Source organism: Arthrobacter sp. P2b (genome assembly GCF_900168295.1).
Lineage (GTDB): Bacteria > Actinomycetota > Actinomycetes > Actinomycetales > Micrococcaceae > Arthrobacter.
On the sequence record NZ_FVZL01000002.1, the window covers coordinates 52,400 to 73,208 of the forward strand.

Annotated in this window: 19 protein-coding genes; 7 read left to right on the plus strand and 12 right to left on the minus strand. The window is 65.2% G+C overall.

Annotated features, from left to right (window positions below):
- Positions 1-3: 3 nt before the first annotated feature.
- From B5520_RS04835 to B5520_RS04885, 11 genes are all read right to left on the minus strand, one after another.
- Positions 4-1,518 carry a glycoside hydrolase family 32 protein gene (locus B5520_RS04835; RefSeq protein ID WP_079595957.1) on the minus strand — a complete coding sequence of 505 codons (1,515 nt, stop codon included), beginning with the start codon at positions 1,516-1,518 and terminating at the stop codon, positions 4-6.
- 24 nt (positions 1,519-1,542) lie between these two features.
- The gene (locus tag B5520_RS04840; protein WP_079595958.1) at positions 1,543-2,454 is read right to left on the minus strand and encodes a carbohydrate ABC transporter permease; all 912 of its coding nucleotides are present in this window, start codon (positions 2,452-2,454) and stop codon (positions 1,543-1,545) included.
- Between the two features lie 8 nt (positions 2,455-2,462).
- Complete coding sequence (locus tag B5520_RS04845; protein WP_079595959.1) at positions 2,463-3,392, minus strand: carbohydrate ABC transporter permease; 930 nt, start codon at positions 3,390-3,392, stop codon at positions 2,463-2,465.
- Positions 3,389-4,849 carry an extracellular solute-binding protein gene (locus tag B5520_RS04850; protein ID WP_079595960.1) on the minus strand — a complete coding sequence of 487 codons (1,461 nt, stop codon included), beginning with the start codon at positions 4,847-4,849 and terminating at the stop codon, positions 3,389-3,391. The genes B5520_RS04845 and B5520_RS04850 overlap by 4 nt, the downstream gene beginning before the upstream one ends.
- 128 nt (positions 4,850-4,977) lie before the next feature.
- Positions 4,978-6,021 (minus strand): LacI family DNA-binding transcriptional regulator, encoded by a 1,044-nt coding sequence (locus B5520_RS04855; RefSeq protein ID WP_254865473.1) that lies wholly within the window; start codon positions 6,019-6,021, stop codon positions 4,978-4,980.
- A gap of 85 nt (positions 6,022-6,106) precedes the next feature.
- Positions 6,107-6,487, minus strand: a complete 381-nt coding sequence (locus B5520_RS04860; protein WP_079595961.1) for a RidA family protein — start codon at positions 6,485-6,487, stop codon at positions 6,107-6,109.
- 475 nt (positions 6,488-6,962) lie between these two features.
- A complete protein-coding gene (locus B5520_RS04865) occupies positions 6,963-7,730 on the minus strand; it encodes an SDR family oxidoreductase (RefSeq protein WP_079595962.1) in 768 nt (255 codons plus the stop codon).
- A gap of 91 nt (positions 7,731-7,821) precedes the next feature.
- Complete coding sequence (locus B5520_RS04870) at positions 7,822-8,658, minus strand: aldo/keto reductase (protein WP_079596384.1); 837 nt, start codon at positions 8,656-8,658, stop codon at positions 7,822-7,824.
- A 68-nt stretch (positions 8,659-8,726) separates the two neighbouring features.
- Complete coding sequence (locus B5520_RS04875) at positions 8,727-9,548, minus strand: SDR family oxidoreductase (RefSeq protein WP_079595963.1); 822 nt, start codon at positions 9,546-9,548, stop codon at positions 8,727-8,729.
- Between the two features lie 63 nt (positions 9,549-9,611).
- Positions 9,612-10,160, minus strand: coding sequence for a nuclear transport factor 2 family protein (locus B5520_RS04880; RefSeq protein ID WP_079595964.1), 549 nt, complete (start codon positions 10,158-10,160; stop codon positions 9,612-9,614).
- Between the two features lie 38 nt (positions 10,161-10,198).
- Positions 10,199-11,701, minus strand: coding sequence for an MFS transporter (locus B5520_RS04885; protein WP_079595965.1), 1,503 nt, complete (start codon positions 11,699-11,701; stop codon positions 10,199-10,201).
- Between the two features lie 154 nt (positions 11,702-11,855).
- Between B5520_RS04885 and B5520_RS04890 the strand changes: the two genes are divergently transcribed.
- Both B5520_RS04890 and B5520_RS23150 read left to right on the plus strand, forming a co-directional pair.
- A complete protein-coding gene (locus B5520_RS04890) occupies positions 11,856-12,752 on the plus strand; it encodes a helix-turn-helix transcriptional regulator (RefSeq protein WP_079595966.1) in 897 nt (298 codons plus the stop codon).
- A gap of 137 nt (positions 12,753-12,889) precedes the next feature.
- Complete coding sequence (locus tag B5520_RS23150; RefSeq protein WP_303048413.1) at positions 12,890-13,660, plus strand: hypothetical protein; 771 nt, start codon at positions 12,890-12,892, stop codon at positions 13,658-13,660.
- Between the two features lie 26 nt (positions 13,661-13,686).
- Here the strand turns inward: B5520_RS23150 and B5520_RS04900 are convergent, their stop codons facing one another.
- Positions 13,687-14,229, minus strand: a complete 543-nt coding sequence (locus B5520_RS04900; protein WP_079595967.1) for a hypothetical protein — start codon at positions 14,227-14,229, stop codon at positions 13,687-13,689.
- Between the two features lie 1,003 nt (positions 14,230-15,232).
- On the opposite strand from B5520_RS04900, the gene B5520_RS04910 reads away from it, so the two are divergent.
- From B5520_RS04910 to B5520_RS04930, 5 genes are all read left to right on the plus strand, one after another.
- Positions 15,233-16,783, plus strand: a complete 1,551-nt coding sequence (locus tag B5520_RS04910) for an ABC transporter substrate-binding protein (protein ID WP_079595969.1) — start codon at positions 15,233-15,235, stop codon at positions 16,781-16,783.
- A gap of 12 nt (positions 16,784-16,795) precedes the next feature.
- Positions 16,796-17,809, plus strand: a complete 1,014-nt coding sequence (locus B5520_RS04915) for an ABC transporter permease (protein WP_079595970.1) — start codon at positions 16,796-16,798, stop codon at positions 17,807-17,809.
- Complete coding sequence (locus tag B5520_RS04920; RefSeq protein ID WP_217700306.1) at positions 17,806-18,663, plus strand: ABC transporter permease; 858 nt, start codon at positions 17,806-17,808, stop codon at positions 18,661-18,663. The genes B5520_RS04915 and B5520_RS04920 overlap by 4 nt, the downstream gene beginning before the upstream one ends.
- A complete protein-coding gene (locus B5520_RS04925; protein WP_079595971.1) occupies positions 18,660-20,114 on the plus strand; it encodes an ABC transporter ATP-binding protein in 1,455 nt (484 codons plus the stop codon). Before B5520_RS04920 ends, B5520_RS04925 begins: the two co-directional genes overlap by 4 nt.
- Before the next feature lie 143 nt (positions 20,115-20,257).
- Positions 20,258-20,752: a hypothetical protein gene (locus tag B5520_RS04930; RefSeq protein WP_079595972.1), complete on the plus strand. Its 495-nt coding sequence runs from the start codon at positions 20,258-20,260 to the stop codon at positions 20,750-20,752.
- The last annotated feature ends 57 nt before the right edge of the window (positions 20,753-20,809 follow it).

The following is a 20,809-nucleotide window of genomic DNA, read 5'->3' on the forward strand; positions in this document are numbered from 1 at the left end:
GCCCTACGCGAGCTGCGTGACCTGAAGGCTGTTGATGGTTGCCCCGCCGCCGACGGCGTAAACGGCGAGGTCGGTGCTGGTCTCGGCCGGGAAGATCAGTTCGGTCATGGTGACCTGGCCGCCTTGGGCAAAGACTTCAACGGAGCAGCGGTCAACGTAGATGGTGAGGTCGTAGGACCCGTGCTTCGGCAGGACAGGAGCGGTGTCGATGGAGAGGAAGGATGCGTGGAAGTCTGTCTTTCCGGATTCCCGCCGGTCCACGAACAATTGGGCTTGGCCGGGCCGGATGCCCACACGGGTTCCCTTCGTGCCGTCCCCGCGCAGGATGAGCCCGAATTCCTCTGCACTTCCCGGCGTGAAGCTGGCGTCAATGCGCTGGACGGTGCCGGCCGCGCCGGCCAGAACCTGCACGCCGTCGTGGATGGTGGTTTCGGAAAGGCGGAAAGACTCCGGCTGGGCCAGGGCAGCCAGGTCACCCGCGGGGTGCTGGACCAGGCACAGTTTTCCATCGCTGGTCACGAGTGAGATTTCGCGGGCGAGGCTCATCGGGCTGCGCCAGGGTGTGGTGGGGATGTGGTTGGCGTAGTCCCAGTTGTTCATCCAGGCGATCATGAGGCGGCGGTTGTCCGGGGCGTCGCTGAAGGAGACGGCGGCGTAGTAGTCCCGGCCCCAGTCCAGCCACCGGTATTCGCCAAGCCGGTCAGCGTCCTGGAGGCCTTCGGTGATGGTGCTGGTGGAGGTGAAGGTGGTTCCGTCGAAGTCTCCGATGAAGTATTGGCCGGCTGAGCCGTTGTTGGGCCCGCCGGGGTTGAGGTTGACGGTAAGGACCCACTTGAGGTTGGCCGGGTCACCGTTCACGGGGAGGGGGAACAGGTCCGGGCATTCCCAGACGCCGCCGGTGGCGTTTGCGGGGCCGAAAGTGCTCAGCAGTGACCAGTTTTGCAAGTCGTCGGATTTGTAGAGGACCACCTGGAAGTCTTTGGCTTCGACGGCGACCATCACCCAGTAGCTGCCTGCGTCGCCGTCGTACCGGATGACTTTGGGATCACGGAACTCGGCGGACCCGCGGTTCAGGACGGGGTTGTCTGTGTGTTTTGTCCAGGTGTAGCCCCCGTCCAGGCTGTAGGCCAGGGACTGGGCCTGGACGCCCTCATGCATGGAGCCCGGTTTGTAGGCGCTGGTGTAGATCGCGACGAGGGGGGCAACGGACCCGTTGCCGAATCCGCTGGTGTTCTGACGGTCATAGACGATGCTGCCGGAAAAGATGTCTTCGTTCTCGTCGCAGGCGATGGCTACGGGGTGTTCGGTCCAGGCCAGCAGGTCGGTAGAGGTGGCGTGGCCCCAGGACATGTTGCCCCACACGTTTCCCACCGGGTTGTTTTGGTAGTAGAGGTGATAGACGCCGTCGTGAAAAATCAGGCCGTTGGGGTCATTGAGCCAGGTGTCTTTTGCGGTGTAGTGCAGGGCCGGGCGGTAGGAGTCTGTAGTGGCCGTGCTGATCGGGGTGAGTGTATCCATGGGGGTTCCTTTCGAAAGTGTGTGCTATTTGCTCGCGCCGGCCGTGAGGCCTTCGCGCAGGGTGCGTTGGCCGAAGATAAAGACGACCAGTGCGGGCAGCATGGACAGGATCACGCCGGCGAGGACCACCGAAATGCTCCCGGTGCCAAGGTTGCCCTGGAGCGTGACCAGGCCGAGGGGAAGCGTGAAGTTCTGCTCGCTGATGGTGAGGATCAGGGGCCGGAAGAACTCGTTCCAGTGGAAGTTGAAGGCAAGGATCCCGACGATGGCCATGCCCGGGACCGCCAACGGAGCGTAAACGGAACGGAAGATCCGCCACGGCCCGGCACCATCCAGGGCGGCCGCTTCCGCGAAATCATTGGGCAGGCCCAGGAAGTATTGGCGCATCAGGAAAGTGCCGAAGGCGGTGGGAATGGCCGGCAGGATCAGGGCCAGCAGCGTATCGGACAGGCCCATCCCACGGATGAGCATGAACACCGGGACGATGGTGACCTGCACCGGGACCATCATGGTGGCCAGCACCAACGAAAAGATGGCCTTCTTGCCGCGGAAGTCCAGGCGTGCGAACGCGTAGCCGGCCAGGGTGGCCGAGGCCATCTGGCCAAGCGCGATCAGCCCGGTCACCAGGGCGCTGTTCAGGACCAGGAGGCCAACGTTGATCTGCCTGAACACCTCCTGATAGGCGGTGAAGTCAGGATTGATGGGCAGGAAGGACGGCGGCAGGTTGAATGATTCCGACGGCGCCCGCAGCGACGTGGACAGGGTCCACAGGACCGGGCCGAGGGTCAGCGCGGCCGCCACGGCCAAAGCGGTGTACCGGCCCACGGTTCCGGCAGCGGGCCGGCCGCGCCTGCGGGAGCGCCTGTGGGTGGCCGGCGTGCCGGTAGTGGAACCGGAATCCTTGTCTGTCCCGGTGTGCAGGGTCTGGCTGGACATGAGGGACCTCACTGGTAGAAGACGAAGCGGCGGCTGAGGCGGAACTGCAGGGCGGTGACGGCAAGGATCAGCACGGTGAGGACCAGGCCGATGGCCGAGGCTTCGCCGAACTCCAGTTGCTGGAAGGCGGATTCAAAGATCACCAAGACGGCAGTGCGGGTGGAATCCCCGGGGCCGCCGTTGGTCAGGACGTAGGGCTGGTCGAAGACCTGCAGGGCACTGATGATGGCCATGACGGAGGCGACGAGCACCGTGGGACTGATCAGCGGAAGGGTGACATTGCTGAACTGTTTCCAGCCCGTGGCGCCGTCCAGGTTCGCTGCCTCGTGCAGTTCCTTGGGAATGTTCGTCAGGGCGCCGAGGAAGAGCAGAAACGAGAACCCGAAGTTCTGCCACACATAGACCAGAACCACCACGGTTGCCGATGCCACGGGACTGGTCAGCCATGGCACAGCGGGAATGCCGATCAGGGACAGGAGCCAGTTCACCACGCCGAACTGTTCGTTGAACATGTACCGCATGAAGATGGACACTGACGCGGCGGAGAGGACCAGGGGAAAGAAGAAGGTGGAACGGAGGAACACCCTCAGCCAGGACGGCATCCTGCCCTGCAGCATGGAAGCCAGGCCCAGGGCGATGCCCAGTTGGAGGATCACCGCGACGATAACGAACATGATGGTGTTCAGGAAGGACACGCGGACGGTGGGGTCCTCTGCCAGTGAGGCGAAGTTGGCGAAACCGACAAACTGTGGTGCGGAAATGATGTCCCAGCGGAAGAAGGCCAGGACCAGCGAGCCGATGATCGGCAGGAAGGTGAACAGGGCCATCCCCAGCAGCGTGGGGGCCAGGAAAATCATGGCCAGCCATCGCTCGACGAACGAGCGGCGCGCGGCCGGCGGTTTTGCGGTCTGGCGCGGGGCGGTGGAAGTGGTGGTCATGGGTTCCTCCTCAGAGCCAGTTCGAGATCACGCTGCAGGGTGCCCATCGCGGTCCGTACATCAGCGGAGCTGCCGCTGACAGCGGTGGAAACATTTTTCATCAGGGCAGTTTCGACGGCGGCCTGCTGGGGCGGTGCGGGGATGGGGCCGGAGGTGGGGAACCGGTCGAGGGTGTCGTAGAACACTTTCCAATGCCGGGGCCCGGTGGCCGCGTAAAAGGACTCGTTGACCATCGAACGGCGGGTCGGAGTGGTGTTCGGCTTGGGAATGGCCAACTGCATCGCTTCCCGGCTGGAGCAGAACTTCACCCATTCCCAGGCTGCGTCCTTGTCCTTCGCCGTGCGCATGATGGCGTAGCCGGCTGCGCCGAACTGGTGCCGCTGCGTCCGCCAGCGGGGGAAGAACTGCACATCGAACTGGTCGGCGGTCATTCCGGCGTCGTGCAGGCCCTGCGCCCAGTAACCGCCGGCGGGCGTGGTGCCGATGCGGTTGTTGCCGAATAAGCCGACCAGGGCGTTGCCGCCGCCTGATTCAGGACGGACACCAAGTCCTTCGGCAACGAGCTCGCGCAGGTAGTCGAAGGTCTCGATAACCCGCCCGTCTTCCGCGTTGGGGGCCAGCCATTGATAGCCGCCGCCACGCGTGGCGCGGGCGGGGTCGTTCCGGTAAAAACGGTCCCACATCCAATCCCCGCCGGAAGCCTTGGTTTCGGTGAGAAAGCTGGTGTCGTTGGCGTACAGCCAGGGCACAACCCCGCCGAAAAGCCGGTTGGTCCAGTAATACGGGGTGAAGTCGGCCGGGCGGGCCTTCCGAAGGGCGCGGAGGGTGGCGCTGAAGTCGTCCTGCGTCCAGTCGTCCTTGGGCCGGTCAAGCCCGGCCTGGGCGAAGGTGGTGGTATTCAGATACATGTTCGCCGCGTTCCAGTCCAGCGGAAGCTGGTACAGGCTGCCTTGGTACATGAAGGCTTCCAGCAGGCTCGGATGAACATCATCGAAGTAGTCGCTCATGTCGGCGGCGTCCCGGCGGACATAGTCATCCAGCGGCTCGGCGAGCTTGTCGGCGAACAGCTGGGCGCCCTCGGTAGCCACGTAGACGACGTCCGGCGGTGTTCCGGCGGCCACCATGGTGAGGATTTTGGAAAAGAAGTCCTTCCAGTCGGCGCCCTGGATGGCCTGCACCTGGACTGGAATATCAGGGTGGGCGGCGGTGAAGGCGTGAACCAGGCCCTGCCGGGCGGCCGCATCGGCTGCCGTTCCAAGGATGGCGATGCTCAGGGCCTTGCTGCCACGGCCCGGAATGTCTGTGCCTGTCAGTCGAGGCCAGGCTCCCACGGTGGCTCCCGCTACAGCAAGTCCCGTAAGGCCGAGCATGGAACGCCGCGTGAGTTGTGATACTCCGCTGCCGGACTGCGGGGCATGCGAGGGGGCTGGTTGCCCCGGTGTCTTTTCAGACGTCATTGTCGGCTCCTCCTAACACGTGTTAAGCAGAGTAGATACCCGACCTAACACGTGTCAAGTAGATGGTGCGATTGTTCGTCAGGCCATGCTCTGAGGTTTAGAAACCGCAGCGGCTGAAGGTCCTCTGGTCAGCGGGCTGGAAGCGCTGCGGTTGAAGCCCGCGGGATGATCCGGCAGGGCATGTAGAGGGTTCCTGCTTCCGGGTTCCCCGCTGCCGGGGTTTGTCCTTCCACCGCATCCAGCAGCATGGACATGGCCGATGCTCCGATGTCGGCGTGCGGAAGTGCCACGGTGGTCAGGGCGGGGACAAGGTTGGCGGCAAGGTTCTGCTGGTCGTCGTAGCCCACCACGGAGAGATCCTGCGGTACGCGCAGTCCCGCGCTGGCCGCATACAGCAAAACACCGGTGGCAACCCTGTCGTTGGAGCAGATGATCGCCGTCGGCCGGTCTCTTCCGCCCAGCACAGCGGAAGCGGCCCGGTATCCTTCATCGATGTCCCATCCGGTCGCATGGACGTGCTGCTGTTCACGGCCCAGCCCCGCCTCTTCCATGGCCTCGCGGTATCCCTGTTCGCGTTGCGGGGCGGCAGGTGAGCTGAGGGTTCCGGTCAACAGGGTGATGCGGCGGTGGCCCAGGTCGATCAGCAGCTGTGCCGCGGCACGCCCGCCGTCGACCTCTGCGGGTATGACCGACTGGAGCCGGGAGCCGGCATCGGTGCAATTGGCCAAAATGGCGGGCAAGGTGAGCATTGCCGGCGGGGCGGTAATTTCGCGCAGGCTGCCGGTGGCGTACATGATCCCGTCTACCTGCCGGTGCACGAGTTGCTGTGCCGCGGCGCTCTCGCGGGACGTGTCGTGTTCTGAATCGACCACCAGGACCATGTACCCGCGGGCCAGGGCCGTGCGTGAAGCGCCGCTGATCAGCCGGCCGGCGAAGGGGCTGGTGACGATGTCATCCGTAATGATGCCGATCGTTGATGTCTGCTGGTTGCGCAGGCTGAGGGCAACGGAGTTGGGCGTGTAGTCAAGCTCCGCCGCGGCGCGGAGGACGCGCTCCTGGCGCTCTGCAGTGACGTTGCCGTTTGCCCTGCCGTTGAGCACCAGTGATACGGCACTGCGGGACACGCCTGCCCGTCGTGCCACATCCAGTGCGGTAGCTTTTCGTTTCACCATGCCGATCTCCTCGCTTTGAGTTCAGCATAGCTAACTCGTGTGAGGTCCGGGTGTCGAGGTGGCCATGGGATTCAGCCGGGGGTTCTCAGCCGGTGAAGGCAGTCATCCGGATCGAAACGAGTATTCGCGGAAGGTCGACGCCGAGCTTGGCGACGTAGCGTGTCGGAGGGTCGTGCGGGAACCACCTCGCATACTCCTCATTCAATCCCGCGAAGTCCGAAGGAGCACTGAGCAGCACGCCGACCTCAACGACGTCTCCCAGCCCTGCCCCCGCTGCCTCAAGGATGGCCTCGCAGTTTGCAAGAGCCTGGCGCGTCTGGTCCTGGATGCTGTTGCCCGCAAGCTGACCGCTGACCGGATCGGTGCCAACCGTCCCGGAGACAAAAACGAATGGTCCCGCTTTGACGCCCTGGCTGAAAAACTGTGAACCAGGCGCCTTGTCCGACCTGACGATCTCCCTCGGCATGACGGATCCTTCCCTGAAGCCCGGTGGATGTTGGCAGCAGAATTGCAGTCATCGCCGGATACCGCAACCCCTGGCCCTCCTCGAGATCCGCCGGGTCATCCCAGGTACGAAGGTTGCGGGCGGTGGCGCAGGAACTCGTGGCGGTGGGTGGCGTTGTTTGCTTTCTCAAACTGGCGGGTGAAGGCTTGCCGGGGCTTGACCGCGGAAACACCCGTCGGGTCCCGGCGCGGTTCCACCACTACAGAGGGCTGCGCGTGTTTACTGAAGCGGGGTAGGCACTGCCACGTCCGGCTCCGCATCCACCGCCTTGGCGGACCGAGCAGACCGACTCCGACGGCGACCTCCACTAAGGCTCCATAGGCAGGGCTTATATAGGGTGTCCGGCTGTCAGCGGCTCGGTCCGCGCTGTCTTCACCATCGAGGAAGGACGGTTATCGCCATGACGCGGCCGACTCTCGCCGGGACAGCACGAGGATTAGGTGCGGTCGGCAGCGTCCTCGAGGTCTGCGACGACGGATTCGAGTTCGGCGTCCAACGGCAAGTTTTGTTGGTCCCGGACCCCGTCGATGCTGCCGTTGGGATCTCGGTCCAGGCGTGCGAAGAGGGGATCGAGGCATGGCTGTTCGGGGCCGTGTTCGGCGACGAGTTCCAATGTGGTGTTGGCAGCGTTGTCAGAGGTCAGGCTGTCGATGAGGACGCGGGCTATTTGGTGCCGGGCGATGACCCCGTCGGAGGAGTTTCCGGCGTGGCGGGTGTCGCCTTGAAGCAGGGTGATCTGGAGTTGGTTGTTGTCGTTGTAGTCGAACCATCCCGGGCGCACGATGGTGTAGGGGTTGCCGCTTGCGCGGACGAGGCGTTCGCTGCGGCGTTTCCAGTCGTAGTACTCGGCCCGCGCGGTGACCCCGATGGCGGTCATCAGCGCGATACGCGCCCGCCGGCCGTCCAGGGCGGTGAGGATATTGCGGACGCCGGCGTAATCGACGGCTTCAAGGTCGCTGCTTCCGTAGGGTGCGCCGTGGGTGAAGACGATGGCGTCTACGCCGTCTACCGCGGCGGTGAGTGTTTCTGGCCGCGTGAGGTCACCGATGACCACGTGTGCACGGTCATCAAGGGAGCGGGCCCGCCTCTCATTACGCACCAGGGCCCTGGCTGTGTGGCCTTGCCGGAGGGCTTCGGTGACGGCGAGGCGGCCGATGCTGCCGGTGGCTCCTACGAAGAGGATGGTGAGTGGTTCGTTGGTCATGATCAGTTCCTGTTCTGGTGCCGGCTGCACCGCCCGGTGAGTTCAGCGGCGCCGCCGGCGTCGGGTCTGCCGGCTTTTGGTCCTTTGTCTTTCAGGCTTCGGGGATGGTGAGCCCGAAGCTGTTGAAGTCGATCTGATCGGGATCCATGGTGTCCCCGATGTGCAGGGCGTCGATGCGGGCCAGTTCGTCGGCGGTGAGTTCGAAGTCGAACACGTTGAAGTTTTCCGCGATCCGGTCCGGGCGCACTGACTTGGGGATGGCGGAGCGGCCCTGCTGGATGTGCCAGCGGATCATGACCTGCGCCGTCGTTTTGCCGTAACTGTCTGCGATGGCCTGGATTGTTAAGTCGGTCAGAGGTGTGGTGGTGTCACCCCTGTAGTGCCGGATTCCGCCGATGGGTGACCATGCCTGCGTGAGGATGCCGTGGGCCTGGTTGGCCGCCTGAAGGTCCGGCCGGTTGTTGTAGGGGTGCAGCTCGATCTGGTTCACCGCCGGCATGACGTCTGTTTCGCGCAGGAGCGCCTTGAGCCGGATGGGGTTGAAGTTGCTGACGCCAATGGCCCGGACCGCGCCGTCAGAAAGGAGCCGCTCAAGTGCCTTGTAAGCCAGGATTCTTTTGTCGAATGTGTTGGGCTGGGCCTGGTGCAGGATCAGGAGGTCGAGCTGGTCCACTCCGAGCTTCTTGGCGCTCTTCTCGAAGGCGTGGAGCGTGGTGTCGAAGCCGTAGTCGCTGACCCAGACCTTCGTCTCCACGAAGACGTCTTCACGGGGGACACCGGACCGGCGGAGGCCTTCCCCGACCTCGCGTTCGTTGCCGTAAGCCGCAGCTGTATCGATGTGGCGGTAGCCAACTTCGAGGGCGGCCTCCACGGCGGCGACGGTTTCTTCGGGAGGGGTTTGGTAGACGCCGAGCCCCACCGAGGGCATGGCGATGCCGTTATTCAGGGTGATGAGTTCAACCACAGCGCGTTTCTCCTTAATATTGGGCGGTGTTGTCAGAGCTGTCCGGCACGCATTGCTGCGATGACTCCGCCGTCGATGAGGAGGTCTGAGCCGGTGATGAATGCACCTTCGGGTCCGAGGAGGTACCCGGCGATGGCTGCCACTTCCGCCGGGGTGCCCATGCGCCCCGCGGCTGAGGTGCGGATCATGTTCCGGTAGCCTTCGGCGAACGGGCCGGACATTTCGTCCTGGGCCAGGGGAGTGGAAATGATGCCCGGGCTCAGGGAGTTGATGCGTGCCCCGCGCGAGCCCCAGGTGGTTGCTGCTGCCTGCACGCGCAGGGCGTTGCCGCGTTTAGCCAATGTGTAGGCAGCGCCGGAATCGCCCACCTTGTCCGCAGCGAGGAACGGCAGGCCAAGAAGCTCGGCCGTGGGGGTGTAGGCCAGAGCGTGTTCGATCTCGCGCAGGTAGCCGTCGCCCATGTGGCCGGCCATGCTGGAAATAACGACGCCGGAACCACCTTGGGCGATGACGCGGCCGAATTCTTCCAGGACGTAGGCGGTGCCGAGAAGGTCAACGTGCAGGACCCGTTCGGTGGTCGCCTGGACCGGGGATACACCGGCTGCGACGACCACGCGGGTGACGTCACCGGCGGCTGCGGCTGTGTCGGCCAAAGCGGCGACGGCGTCGTGGTCTGAAATGTCGACCGGGTGGGTGGTGACGTCGTAGCCTTCACCGCGGAGCTGGCCGGCTACAGCGTTCAGGATGTCTTGGTTGTAGTCGGCGAGCAGGACGCGCCGGCCGATGCCGGCGATGCGGCCGATCGCTGCTCCGATGCTGCCTGAGCCGATGATGACTGCTACTTCTTGTGCCATGGATGTTTCCTCTACTGGGCGTGATTGTCTGTGCTGGGTGGCTGTGCTGAATGGGTGCGACGGTTAGTAGGTGGTCGCCCGGGAGTGCTGGGCTTTCCAGGTACCGCCGTCGCGGACGTAGGTGGTGGTGGACTCCAGCGGCCAGGTGGCGCGGGAGCCGTAGATGGTGGCGTCAACCAGGTTCCGGGTGACCGCGACGGCCGAGTCGCCGTCGATGGTGACGGTAGCGGTGACTTCCTCGAACCCGTGGTAGCGCATCTGCCCGGACCGGATCTGGTCCAGCCACTCGGCTTTGGTCTGCTCGTAGCCGCTGATGTGCACGGCCACGAAGTCCGGGGCGAGGAGTTCATCGAGTTCATCGGTCTGCTGCTCCACGAGCAACCGGCTCCGCTCCCTGGTCGCCTCCAGGACTGCGGTTTCATCGGAGTTCGTGGGCGTGATGTTCAACGTCTCATTCATGGGGATGGGACTTTCTGAGGTTGTTGCCTGGGACAGGTTTGGTTGGTTGGCTTCTGTACCTGGGGGAGCGGTGGCTGGTGAGCAGCCGGCAATGACCGCGGCCAGGGAGACTGCCACCAGGGCACTGCCCGGCTTTCTGATAAGGAACGGCATGGTGGTCCTTTCTGTACGCTGCCTCGTGTGAAGCACTTTTAGTAGTGGGCTAGTGAGGCAGCGGAATCGGCGGACGATCCATCGGCGGCTGCATCGGAGGGCCGAGTGGAACGGACGAGGGCGAATGAAGTAACTGCGGCAAGAATGAGGGCACCCGCAGCCCACCAGAAGGCTGTGACGTATCCGTGAACGTCGGCCTGATCCACTGCGGCGTTTACGGCGGTTCCGTTTGTTGCGAGCCAACTGGCGGTGGCGCCTGCTGCGATAGCACTCATGAGCGCGGTTCCGACGGCTCCGCCGATCTGCTGGGAGGTATTGACCATGGCCGAGGCGACACCGGTGTCCGCCGGGTCGGCATTCGACGTGGCGAGGACCATGGAGCACATGAACGCGGTCCCCAGGCCCAGGCCCATGACGACGCTGGCGGGGAAGACTACTTGCCAGTAGTTGTTCTCGACGGACAGCCGTGTCAACCAGAACATTCCGGCGGCGCCCACCAGGTAGCCGCCGCTGATCAGCCACCGGACCTGAAGCCTGCCGATGAGCCGTGTCCCGAGCTGGGTGGAGCCGAAAATCAGGCAGGCCACGAGGGGAAGGAAGGCAACACCGGTCAGCAGCGGGGAGAACCCGAGGATGGACTGCATGTAATAGGTGAGGAAGAGGAACTGCGTGAAGTTTCCGGCCATGGCAAGGGAAACACTGAGGTAGGCCCCGCCCCGGTCCCGGTCCAGGATCATGCGCATCGGCAGCAGCGGAGCCGCGGCCCGGTTTTCGACGGCGACGAACACGGCCAGCAGGACCACGGCCGTCACGAATGATGCGATTGTGGTTGCTGCGCCCCAGCCTTCGGTCTCGGCCCGGTTGAGTCCGAAGACCAGAGCGGCGAGCCCTACCGAAGCCAGCACGGTGCCGAGGACATCGTGCCGCTGACCCTGGCGTTCAGCGCCGGCATCACGGACATAAGCGAGGGCCCCTGCGACGGCGACCGCACCGAAAACGATGTTGACGAGCAAAGTCCACCGCCATGAAGCGAACTCAGTAAGAACCCCGCCAAGCAGCAGGCCGATGGCACCGCCGGCACCAGCGACGGCGCTGAAAACACCGAACGCCGTTGCACGCTCCCGGCCGGCAGGAAAGGTCACCGACAGCAGGGACATGGCAGCCGGGGCGAGGAGCGCGGCGAACACACCCTGCAGAACCCGCGCAACCAACAGCATCTCAATATTCGCTGCGAACCCGCCCAGCACCGAAGCGACACTGAAACCAACGAGCCCAACGATGAACGAACGCCTGCGGCCCCACTGGTCAGACACCCGCCCGCCGAGCAGGAGCAGCGCCCCGAAAGCCAGGCTGTAAGCGGTGATCACCCACTGCCGGTCGGCGTCGCTGAACGCCAGATTCAGCTGGGCCTGCGGGAGGGCGATGTTCATGATCGAGGCGTCAAAGATCACCATCAGCTGGGCGATCGAGATGAAGATCAACGCGATCCAGCGCCGTCTGGCGGTCACGTCCGCTGGGTGTGCGGTCAGTGAGTCTGTCATTCAGGGATTCTCCGTAGAAGTCTTGGCTGTCGAGGCGCTTCGCCTCTCTTCATCTACAAGTCAACCGTCGCCCCTGAAGCCGAGGTAGTGGCTGCTGTTCCATGTAACGCCAGTACCTCCCACCGGCCCTGTGTCCGCGCGTACCGTGGAAACCGTGACGAACAACAGCGAAGTACGCGAATTCCTCAAATCACGCCGTGCCCGGATCACCCCGGACATGGCAGGGCTGCAGATCTATGGCGGCCTGCGCCGCGTGCCCGGCCTGCGCCGCGAGGAACTCGCCATGCTCGCCGGGATGAGCATCGACTACTACAACCGGCTCGAGCGCGGGAACCTCACCGGCGTTTCCGACAGCATCCTCGAGTCCCTCGCCCGTGCCCTCAAGCTCGACGACGCAGAACGCACCTACCTCTTCGATCTCGCCCGGGCGGCGAACCAGAAACGGCCCAGGCAGCGCCGGCGCAGCCCGCAGAAACTCAGCCCCAGCATCCAGCACCTCCTGGACGGCATGACCGGCATCCCGGCCTTTGTCCAAAACGGCAGGCTCGATGTCCTCGGCATGAACGACCTGGCCCGGGCGCTCTACCACCCCAACGGTGACGCGCCGGGCCAGCCGCAGAACTTCGCACGCTTTGTCTTCCTCGACACCAACTCCCAGGAACAACTGACGGACTGGGAATCAATGGCCCAGGACGTCGTCGCCATCCTCCGGCAGGAAGCCGCACGCGACCCCCACAACCGCGACCTCACCGACCTCATCGGAGAACTCTCCACCCAGAGCAAGGACTTCAGGACCATGTGGGCCGCCCAGAACGTCCGCCTGCACCGCTCCGGGACCAAACCCTTCCACCACCCCGTGGTCGGCGACTTCGAGCTAACCTTCCAAGCCCTGCAACTACCCGGTGACGAAGGACTCACACTCATCGCCTACAGCGCCGAACCCGGCACCCCCGGACACGACGCACTCAACCTGCTCGCCACCTGGGCCGCAACCGTCCGCAGCGAGGCCGGTCAAAAAGCGAGCGATGTGCCTGCCCGCCGCCGGACCTGAACAAACTAACGAGAAGGACACATCATCGGAAACGGAACTGGGGTGATCGGCCCCGGCGACTGCACATCAGCGCTGGCTCGTGAGCTGGCCACTGGCGGCACCCACAGCGTGCCTCTGCGGCACAAACATTTACTCTCATGATGAACAACGACGAGAGGCAGGGGACCCGGCGCCGCCCGCTTCGGTTGCTCTTGGGCCTGCTGCTGCTCGGGTTGCTCGCGGTACCGCTGGCGTTCTTCGGACCCGGCTTACTCAGTGGTTTGCGCGCCGAGATCGCCCCGGTGCTGTTGCCCCCGGAATGTACGGTCGAAACCCCGGAGGGGGAGGTCGGGCTCGACCGTGACGAGGCGCAACTGGCCACGACCGCCGTCGCTCTCCTGGCCCGCGGGATGGAGGCACCGGACACCTCCGGCATCGATGTTGCGGTGTTGCAGGGGTTGGCCGAGGGGCCCGCCGACGACGCCGGCCCTTCCCTGGCCTGCCGGGGCTCGGCCGCCGGGGACCTGCAGGAACAGCAGCTGGGTGCCGCCGGCCTGACACCCCGCGCCGAACAGCTGCGCGAGGCCATGACCGGAGTGTTCGGCGACCAGAGCCTGGGCGGCTTTGCTCCCGGCGGCGTCGGCCAGGGTCACGGAGCGGACTCCACACACTACGACGGCCGGGCGATCGACATCTTCTTCCGCCCGGTGACCGAGGAGAACCGGCGTCAGGGATGGATACTCGCCCACTGGCTCATCGCCCATGCCGAGGACCTGGACATCCAGTACGTGATCTTCGACGACCGGTTCTGGAGCGTGCACAGCTCAAGCGGGCAATGGCACTCCTACGACGCACCCGAACCCGGCAACGAGATCCTGCGCCACCTCGACCACGTACACGTAGACGTGCTGCGCGGAGGCACTGACTGAGGTCAATTCCGAACTCATCCCCGCTGTCAGTCCTCTTTCGGTGCAACGAATCCCGGCTCTCCCGGGAAAGGGTAGGTGCTGTAGGGGAAGTTCTCCCTGGTGATGTCAAGGATCCCTGGATTCTTTTCAAACCACCGACGTGCCTTGTCATCGGTGACCTCGTACATGGGCTTTGGCAGCCCCTTGGGTTTACGGAGCTTGCGGGCCCGCCATTCCTTGCGGAGTATTGCGGTGCTGGCCAACCAGCCGCCGGTACATATGAGGGTGAGGAATGCGAAGAGCAGGGTCAGGACCACGCCCATGCCCATGTCACCCAGATCGGGGAAGGACATGATGACCGTGAGGATCCCGAAGGGAATTCCGAATGGGGCCACGACGGCAGGGACCGTCATGATCAGGGCGACCAAACTTTGGCCGATAACGCTGTTGGCCATGTTGGAGGATTCTGTGGCACTGTGACCTCCGAGGCCCCATTCTTCCTGCGTGTAGGCGTAGACCACGTACTCCTTGTTCCACCCTCCAGTCCCGTACCGGTACTTCGGCACATGCTTCCTGACGTACTCCTCCATGCGCCTCTGCCTCTCAGCCTTGCGCAACTGCCTCTCGGCTTTGCTTCTCATGGTTGAGGGATTCCCGTGGGGCTGATAACGGTGAAGCGAAGGAACAGTGGAGAAGCACGATAACTGCGGTGAGGGTGGTGAAGGGGCTTGTTCAAGGTTGTCCAATGGGCCGAAGGGCGCGCGGAGGCGGCGCGCCCCCAGCACGATGCAATCCCAGGTACCGGTGAACCACCGGCCCCTGTTGCTCACATAGTCTTCACCCTAGCGAAGAACGACCGGTAGGTGCCGGGGATCAGCCCATGCGGCTCACGCGAACACCGCCAACCGCTCCAGTCCACGGCGTATCGCCCGGGCTGGGCAGGGTGAGATGCGCGAAAACGTACCCCTGCTGAAGTTCAAGGACGTGCGACGTGCTCCCGGCACAGTCCAGTGCGAGCACTAATGGCCGGAAAGGCGCACCGGGGTGCTCCTGTCCGACGGATATTTCCGCTCCGGAAGCACCAACACAGGCTGCGGTGACGGTGTACCGCCCGGCCGCCGGTACCCTCTCAGTTTTGCCGAACCCCCTGACCGGTCCGTCCAGTGGCCCAACCTCGGAAAGGAGGACTGGCTCCGGCAATTCCCCCAGGAGCCGGTCCAGCTGAGCGTAGTTCCTGGCCTCCAGTTCGAGAATCCGCCGATCGTTGTAAGGTTTCGGGGCCCCTGCCGTTGGCGTTGGGCCGGCTGTTGGCATACGCCCCTGTTCGTAGGCGGGTACCGGTGTGTGCACAGGCTCGGAGTATTCATAGGCGCATCCCGCTGTTCCGCTGAGCGGGATCAGCAGGCACAGGGCAAACGCGAGCCGGTGCCGCCTGTGCTTCATTTCCACCCTTCAATGGTGGGCAAGCCCGCCGTCCAAAACAACCACAAGCATGACCTGTAGAAGTGCGCAGGTAAATTGCTAATGATAATGATTTGCATCTAGGGTGTTGGGTCGGACTACTAACGCTTGGCGATCAGAAGGAAAGAACAAATGGGTTGGCAAAAGATGAGGGTGGCTGGCGCGTCCGCCGTCGCACTGTTGATGATCGCGGGGTGCGCCGCGGGCGGCAACGACGCCCCGGCAGTTACGCAGCCGCTGAGGGTGGTGGGGCAGTTTGAGTTCCACAGCCTTGACCCCTCCACGGCCGGCGGCTTCTTCACCCGGCTGCAGGTGGCAGAAACCCTGGTGGACGCGGACGTCCAGGGCGTCCTCCAGCCCGGACTGGCCGAAAGCTGGAGCGCCTCCGCAGACGGGCTGTCCTGGACCTTCGCGCTCCGTCCGGATGCCCTCTTCCATGACGGCACGGCTGTCACTGCCGAGGTGGCAGCGGCCGCGCTGACCACGGCACAGGGCAAGGCCGGCACCCCGCTGGCAACGGTTCCCCTCAAGGCGATCTCTGCAGAGGGCAATGCTGTCCGCGTGGAACTGGCGGAGCCGTTTGCACCCTTGCCGGCGGTGCTGGCCCACACGAGCACCCAAATCCTCGCCCCCAGTTCCTACGGTCCTGATCAGGCAGTCACCAAAGTGGTGGGCTCAGGGCCATACCAGGTGTCGCACATCGAGCCGCCGGCCAAGGTTGAACTTGCGGCCTTCGAGCAGTGGCATGGCGAGAAGCCGGACATCTCCGAGGTTACTTATCAGGCCGTCGGGAGGGCCGAAAGCCGGGCTTTGATGGCCGAAAGCGGCCAGGCGGACGTTACCTTCGGCATGGACCCCAGCAGCCTCCAGAAGATCAGGCAGGCAGGCAAGCTGGATATCGCCGCCGTGACCCTGCCCAGGAGCATCCTGCTGAAGGCCAACTCCGGCCACGAAATCCTCGGCGACGTCCAGGTGCGCCGCGCCCTCAGCTTGGCACTGGACCGCGAATCGATGGCAACGGCATTGTTGCGTGATCCGGAGATGGCGGCCACCCAGCTCTTCCCGCCATCCCTGCCGGACTGGCACCAGGCATCGGCCAAGCCCCTGGAGCACGATCCCGCCGCCGCCCGGAAACTGCTGGCCGACGCCGGCTGGGCCCCGGGTAGCGACGGCATCCTGGAACGAGACGGCAGGAAATTCACCGTCACCCTGCGGACCTTCCCTGACCGCCCGGAACTTCCCATCCTCGCCACGGCGATCCAGGCCAAGCTGAAGGAACTGGGAATCGCCGTGGACGTGAAGGTGGGCAACTCCAGCGAAATCCCGGCCGGGCATAAGGACGGATCCCTCGAGCTGGCGCTGTACTCCCGCAACTACGCACTGGTACCCGACGCACTGGTAACCCTGACCGACGATTTCGCCCCCGAAGGCGGAGACTACGGTTCCATGGGCTGGAACGACCCCGCCCTCACCTCGGCTTTGCACGACCTGGCCAGCGGCAACGACGCCGGGAAGGCAGCGGAGTCCCGCGGAAAAGTCACGGACATCCTGCAGGCCCAGTTGCCCGTCATCCCGGTGGCCTGGTACCGGCAGAGCGCGGTGGTCAGCCCCCGCGTCGACGGCGTGACGCTGGACCCGCTGGAGCGTTCATGGCGCCTGAGCGACCTGGCCTGGAAAAAGTAGGAGGGGGCCGTCATGACCATATCCACCGCAGAGCCCCGTACCTCATCCAGGCCCGCTGTTCCTTCCGCCGTGGCCACCACGGCAAGGGTCCTGGGCCGCCGCGCCCTCCAGGCGGCCGGGGTAGTCCTCGTCGTCTCCACCGCCTGCTTCGCCATTGTCCAAAACCTTCCAGGGGATATCGCTTTTCGGATTGCCGCCGGCCGCTACGGCTATGACCAGGTCACCGCTGCGTCCGCCGACAGCGTCCGTGCTGAACTGGGGCTTGACCAGCCGGTCTGGCTCCAGCTCATGGACTGGCTGGCCGGCCTGGTGTCCTTTGACCTGGGCAATTCGCTGGTCACGGGGGCAAGCGTGGCCGGGGAACTTGGCCTTCACCTCGCGAGCAGCCTGCAGCTGGCGGCTGCCGCACTGGTTCTTGCCTTGATTGTCGGGACTACCGTGGGAGCCCTGGCAGCGGCCCGGCCCGGCGGCCTCCTGGACCGGCTCACCACAGTCTGGGTGTCCGCAGCGCGGGCACTGCCGCCCTTCCTGCTCGGGCTGCTCCTGATCCTGCTGTTTTCCGTCCACCTGGGCGTGCTGCCCGCCGCCGGCCATGGAGAAGCGAACAACATCGTGCTCCCGGCGGCGACACTCGCCGTCGGCCTCTCCGGGCTGTTCGCCCGGGTAACCCGGGACGCGATGGCGCAGATCCGCCAATCAGACTACGTCCGCTTCGCTGCCACCAAGGGCCTGGGCAACTGGCTCGTGTTCCTCCGGCATATCTGCAGGAACACCGGCGTGACACTGATCGCCTACGTCGGCGTGCAGGTCCTGGTTCTCATCGAAGGCGTTGTGGTGGTGGAAAGCCTCTTCGCCTGGCCCGGCCTGGGGCATGCCCTGGTCCATGCAATCTTCTGGCGGGACATCCCCATGATCCAGGCCGCGGCACTGGCGCTGGCGCTCATGGTGGTCGCCATGAATACGCTCGTTGACCTCGCAACAGCGGCTGTTGATCCCCGGCCCCGCCACAAGGAGGCAGTACTGTGACCAACGCCGTCGCCATGCACGAGCTTTCCCCGGCGCCAGCCCAAAGCGCCAACCGGCCGCACTGGGTGGCTGGCCGGACAAAAACACAACTCATTTCCGCAGCCCTGCTGGCCGCCCTGGCCGTGTTCGCCATAGCCGGGCCCCTGGCTTGGCCGGACCACGCGCTCCAGGACCTGTCCAGGTTCCTGGAGGCACCAAGCGCCGCAGAGCCGCTGGGCCGTGACCACCTGGGCCGCAGCGTCATCGCGCGGCTGGCCCACGCCACCCAGCTCTCCCTCGTGATGGCGGTGCTGTGCGTCAGCGCCGCCCTGCTCTTCGGCACCCTGGCCGGCATAGCGGCAGCATGGCGCGGCGGCTGGGTCGATTCGGTACTCCACGGGCTGTCCGAAGTCTTCATCGCGCTGCCTGCCCTGCTGGTGGTTCTCGTCGTCTCAGCCATCGCCAACGGTGACCTTTGGACCCTCTGCCTGGGACTCGCCTTGGCGCAGTGGGTGGAGTATTTCCGCATGGTCCGCGCCCGCAGCGGCCTTCTCCTGGCCGGCCCGGCGGTGGAGGCCGCAGGCCTGCTCCGGCTCGGACCCGCACACATCATGCGCCGGCACCTCTTCCCCGAACTGCGGCCGCTGCTGAGCACCATGGCGACCTTCGGCGTCGGCTCCTCCATCCTTGCGCTGTCCACGCTCGGCTTCGTGGGGATCGGCGTCCGGCCGCCCACACCCGAGCTGGGACTGATGATCACCGAAGCCTTCCCGTATTACCACGAGGCACCCTGGATGGCGCTGGCGCCGGTCCTGGTTCTCACCACCATCCTGATCGGGCTCCTGGGCCTGCGGAGCAAGGAGTCCCGAGCATGAGCCTGCGCCTGAACAACCTCGTCGTAACCCACGGCGGCAAAGTCCTGGTCGAGGCCGACCAGCTGGACTTCGAGCGCGGGCAACCCGTGACGATCGTTGGTGAGAGCGGCTCGGGCAAATCCCTGCTGGCCCACGCCATCATGGGGACGCTCCCGCCGAACCTCACAGCCCGCGGCACCCTGACCGTGGACGGCCGCTCCTACGACGTCGGCGACCAGTCGAACCGGCGCGGCCTGTGGGGCCGGACCATGTCCCTTCTGCCCCAGGAACCCGTGCTGGCCCTGGACCCCACCATGCGGGCCGGCGAGCAGGTGGCTGAAGGAGCCCTTACCTTCAGTACGGACAAACGCGGCGCGCGGCGGGCTGCGGATACCCTCCTGTCCGCGCTGGGCCTGGGGAAGGCTTCACGGGCTTTTCCACACACGCTGTCCGGCGGCATGGCGCAGCGGGTGGCGTTCGCGGCGGCGACTATCGGCGGCGCTCCTGTTCTCATCGCGGACGAGCCTTCCAAGGGCCTGGACCAGCGCGCCAGGACGGAACTGGCGGAACTGCTCCGGAGCCACCTCGACGGCGGCGGCGTCCTGCTGACCATCACCCATGATCTCGACCTGGCCCGAGGGCTCGGCGGGAAGGTCCTGGTGATGAAGGATGCCCATGTTGTGGAGCATGGGCCGGCCGGGCGGGTCCTGGCACAGCCGGAACATCCGTACACCCGGCGGCTCCTGGCTGCCGAACCCTCCCACTGGAGGCACCCGTGGATGAGGAACCCGTTGGATGTGGCGGAGCGGACAGGCGCCGTTCTGGTCTCGGGAGAGGGCCTCAGCAAGTCCTTCGGCAGCGAGCAACTGTTCAGCGACCTCTCCCTGGAGGTCAGGGCAGGGGAGCGGATTGCGTTAAGCGGTCCGAGCGGTAGCGGGAAGACCACCCTTGGGAATGTTCTGCTGCGCCTCCTTCCGCCCGACACAGGGACGGTGCAGCATGCGGACGTCCTCAAACGGGGCCGGCTCCAAAAGCTGTACCAGGACCCTGCCCTGGCGTTTCCCCCGCGTGTGCAGCTGAAGGACGCGCTGGGGGACGTGGTCCGCCGCCACGGCCTGGACCTATCCCGCATTGAGGAGCTCATGGGCTCGCTGCGGCTTGCCCCCGAACTTCTCCACCGCAGGCCGGGGCAGATTTCCGGCGGGGAACTGCAGCGGATCGCCATCATCCGGTCGATGCTCCTTGAGCCCGCCCTGGTCTTCGCCGATGAGCCGACATCCCGCCTGGACCTCATCACGCAGGAAGAAACCATGCGGTGCCTTATGGAGCAGGTGGACCGGCTGGACTGCACGCTGGTTCTGGTAACGCACGACGACGGCCTTGCCGCCGCTGTGACGGACCGCAGCGTCACGTTGGGGGCGGCTTCGTCGTTGCCGGTGCCGGTACCCGAAGTTCAGTTCGCAGGAGGCTAGTTCTTAATGCGGGTGGCGGAGGGCTGAGGGTCAGGCGTCAACCAGGGCGAGCACGCGGGCCGGGCTGCCGGATCCGCGATTCCTGCGTATGCCAGTAACGGTGTTTGGGGTTCGCTTTGGGGATCCTCTAAGGTTGATCCCCGATGATAGCCCTTGACGAAACGTCCAGCCAGCCCCATGCCGCGTCGCCGCGTGGACCCGTATTCGTCGACGCGTCCGGTCGCCGGCTGAGGCGGGTCAAGCTGATCGGCCTCGGGGCCCTGGGGCTTGTGGCGGCGTACGTCCTGCTCCTTTTAGTGGCGTTCATCAGCGGATCCAATGTTTCCGCTCCCTACCTGCCCCTTCCGGCCGCCGCCGAGGCCCCTGCTCCGCAGCCCGTGCCGTCGGCGCCCGCTTCCAGTGCGGCTGGCCTCCCGGCCGTGGAAGCCCCGGCGGCAGGGCCGCCCGCCCTGCCCACCGCCCAGGCCGCGGTGGCTGCACCCCCGGCCGCGCCCGTGGCACCGCCGGTCAACAGCCCGCCGGTTCAGGCTGTGCCGCGTGTTGAAGCTCCGGCGCCTGCTGCGGAGCCGGCGGCGCCCGGCATGAGCGGGTCGGCCCCGGGCCAGGCAACAAGGCCATCCGCCCCGCCGCGCCCGTGAGCGTGCGCCGCCGGAGCAAGGGCGCTGTTCCTGTCAACGTAAGGGCTCATTGGTTCG

What these genes read in the sequence shown, in the direction of transcription:
- B5520_RS23150 (WP_303048413.1), top strand. Translation starts at nt 12,890, where the DNA reads ATGATGAACAACGACGAGAGGCAGGGGACCCGGCGCCGCCCGCTTCGG.
- B5520_RS04840 (WP_079595958.1), bottom strand. Translation starts at nt 2,454, where the DNA reads ATGTCCAGCCAGACCCTGCACACCGGGACAGACAAGGATTCCGGTTCC.
- B5520_RS04910 (WP_079595969.1), top strand. Translation starts at nt 15,233, where the DNA reads ATGGGTTGGCAAAAGATGAGGGTGGCTGGCGCGTCCGCCGTCGCACTG.
- B5520_RS04900 (WP_079595967.1), bottom strand. Translation starts at nt 14,229, where the DNA reads ATGGAGGAGTACGTCAGGAAGCATGTGCCGAAGTACCGGTACGGGACT.
- B5520_RS04865 (WP_079595962.1), bottom strand. Translation starts at nt 7,730, where the DNA reads ATGACCAACGAACCACTCACCATCCTCTTCGTAGGAGCCACCGGCAGC.
- B5520_RS04845 (WP_079595959.1), bottom strand. Translation starts at nt 3,392, where the DNA reads ATGACCACCACTTCCACCGCCCCGCGCCAGACCGCAAAACCGCCGGCC.
- B5520_RS04915 (WP_079595970.1), top strand. Translation starts at nt 16,796, where the DNA reads ATGACCATATCCACCGCAGAGCCCCGTACCTCATCCAGGCCCGCTGTT.
- B5520_RS04835 (WP_079595957.1), bottom strand. Translation starts at nt 1,518, where the DNA reads ATGGATACACTCACCCCGATCAGCACGGCCACTACAGACTCCTACCGC.
- B5520_RS04875 (WP_079595963.1), bottom strand. Translation starts at nt 9,548, where the DNA reads ATGGCACAAGAAGTAGCAGTCATCATCGGCTCAGGCAGCATCGGAGCA.
- B5520_RS04930 (WP_079595972.1), top strand. Translation starts at nt 20,258, where the DNA reads ATGATAGCCCTTGACGAAACGTCCAGCCAGCCCCATGCCGCGTCGCCG.
- B5520_RS04885 (WP_079595965.1), bottom strand. Translation starts at nt 11,701, where the DNA reads ATGACAGACTCACTGACCGCACACCCAGCGGACGTGACCGCCAGACGG.
- B5520_RS04870 (WP_079596384.1), bottom strand. Translation starts at nt 8,658, where the DNA reads ATGCCCTCGGTGGGGCTCGGCGTCTACCAAACCCCTCCCGAAGAAACC.
- B5520_RS04925 (WP_079595971.1), top strand. Translation starts at nt 18,660, where the DNA reads ATGAGCCTGCGCCTGAACAACCTCGTCGTAACCCACGGCGGCAAAGTC.
- B5520_RS04850 (WP_079595960.1), bottom strand. Translation starts at nt 4,849, where the DNA reads ATGACGTCTGAAAAGACACCGGGGCAACCAGCCCCCTCGCATGCCCCG.
- B5520_RS04860 (WP_079595961.1), bottom strand. Translation starts at nt 6,487, where the DNA reads ATGCCGAGGGAGATCGTCAGGTCGGACAAGGCGCCTGGTTCACAGTTT.
- B5520_RS04880 (WP_079595964.1), bottom strand. Translation starts at nt 10,160, where the DNA reads ATGCCGTTCCTTATCAGAAAGCCGGGCAGTGCCCTGGTGGCAGTCTCC.
- B5520_RS04855 (WP_254865473.1), bottom strand. Translation starts at nt 6,021, where the DNA reads ATGGTGAAACGAAAAGCTACCGCACTGGATGTGGCACGACGGGCAGGC.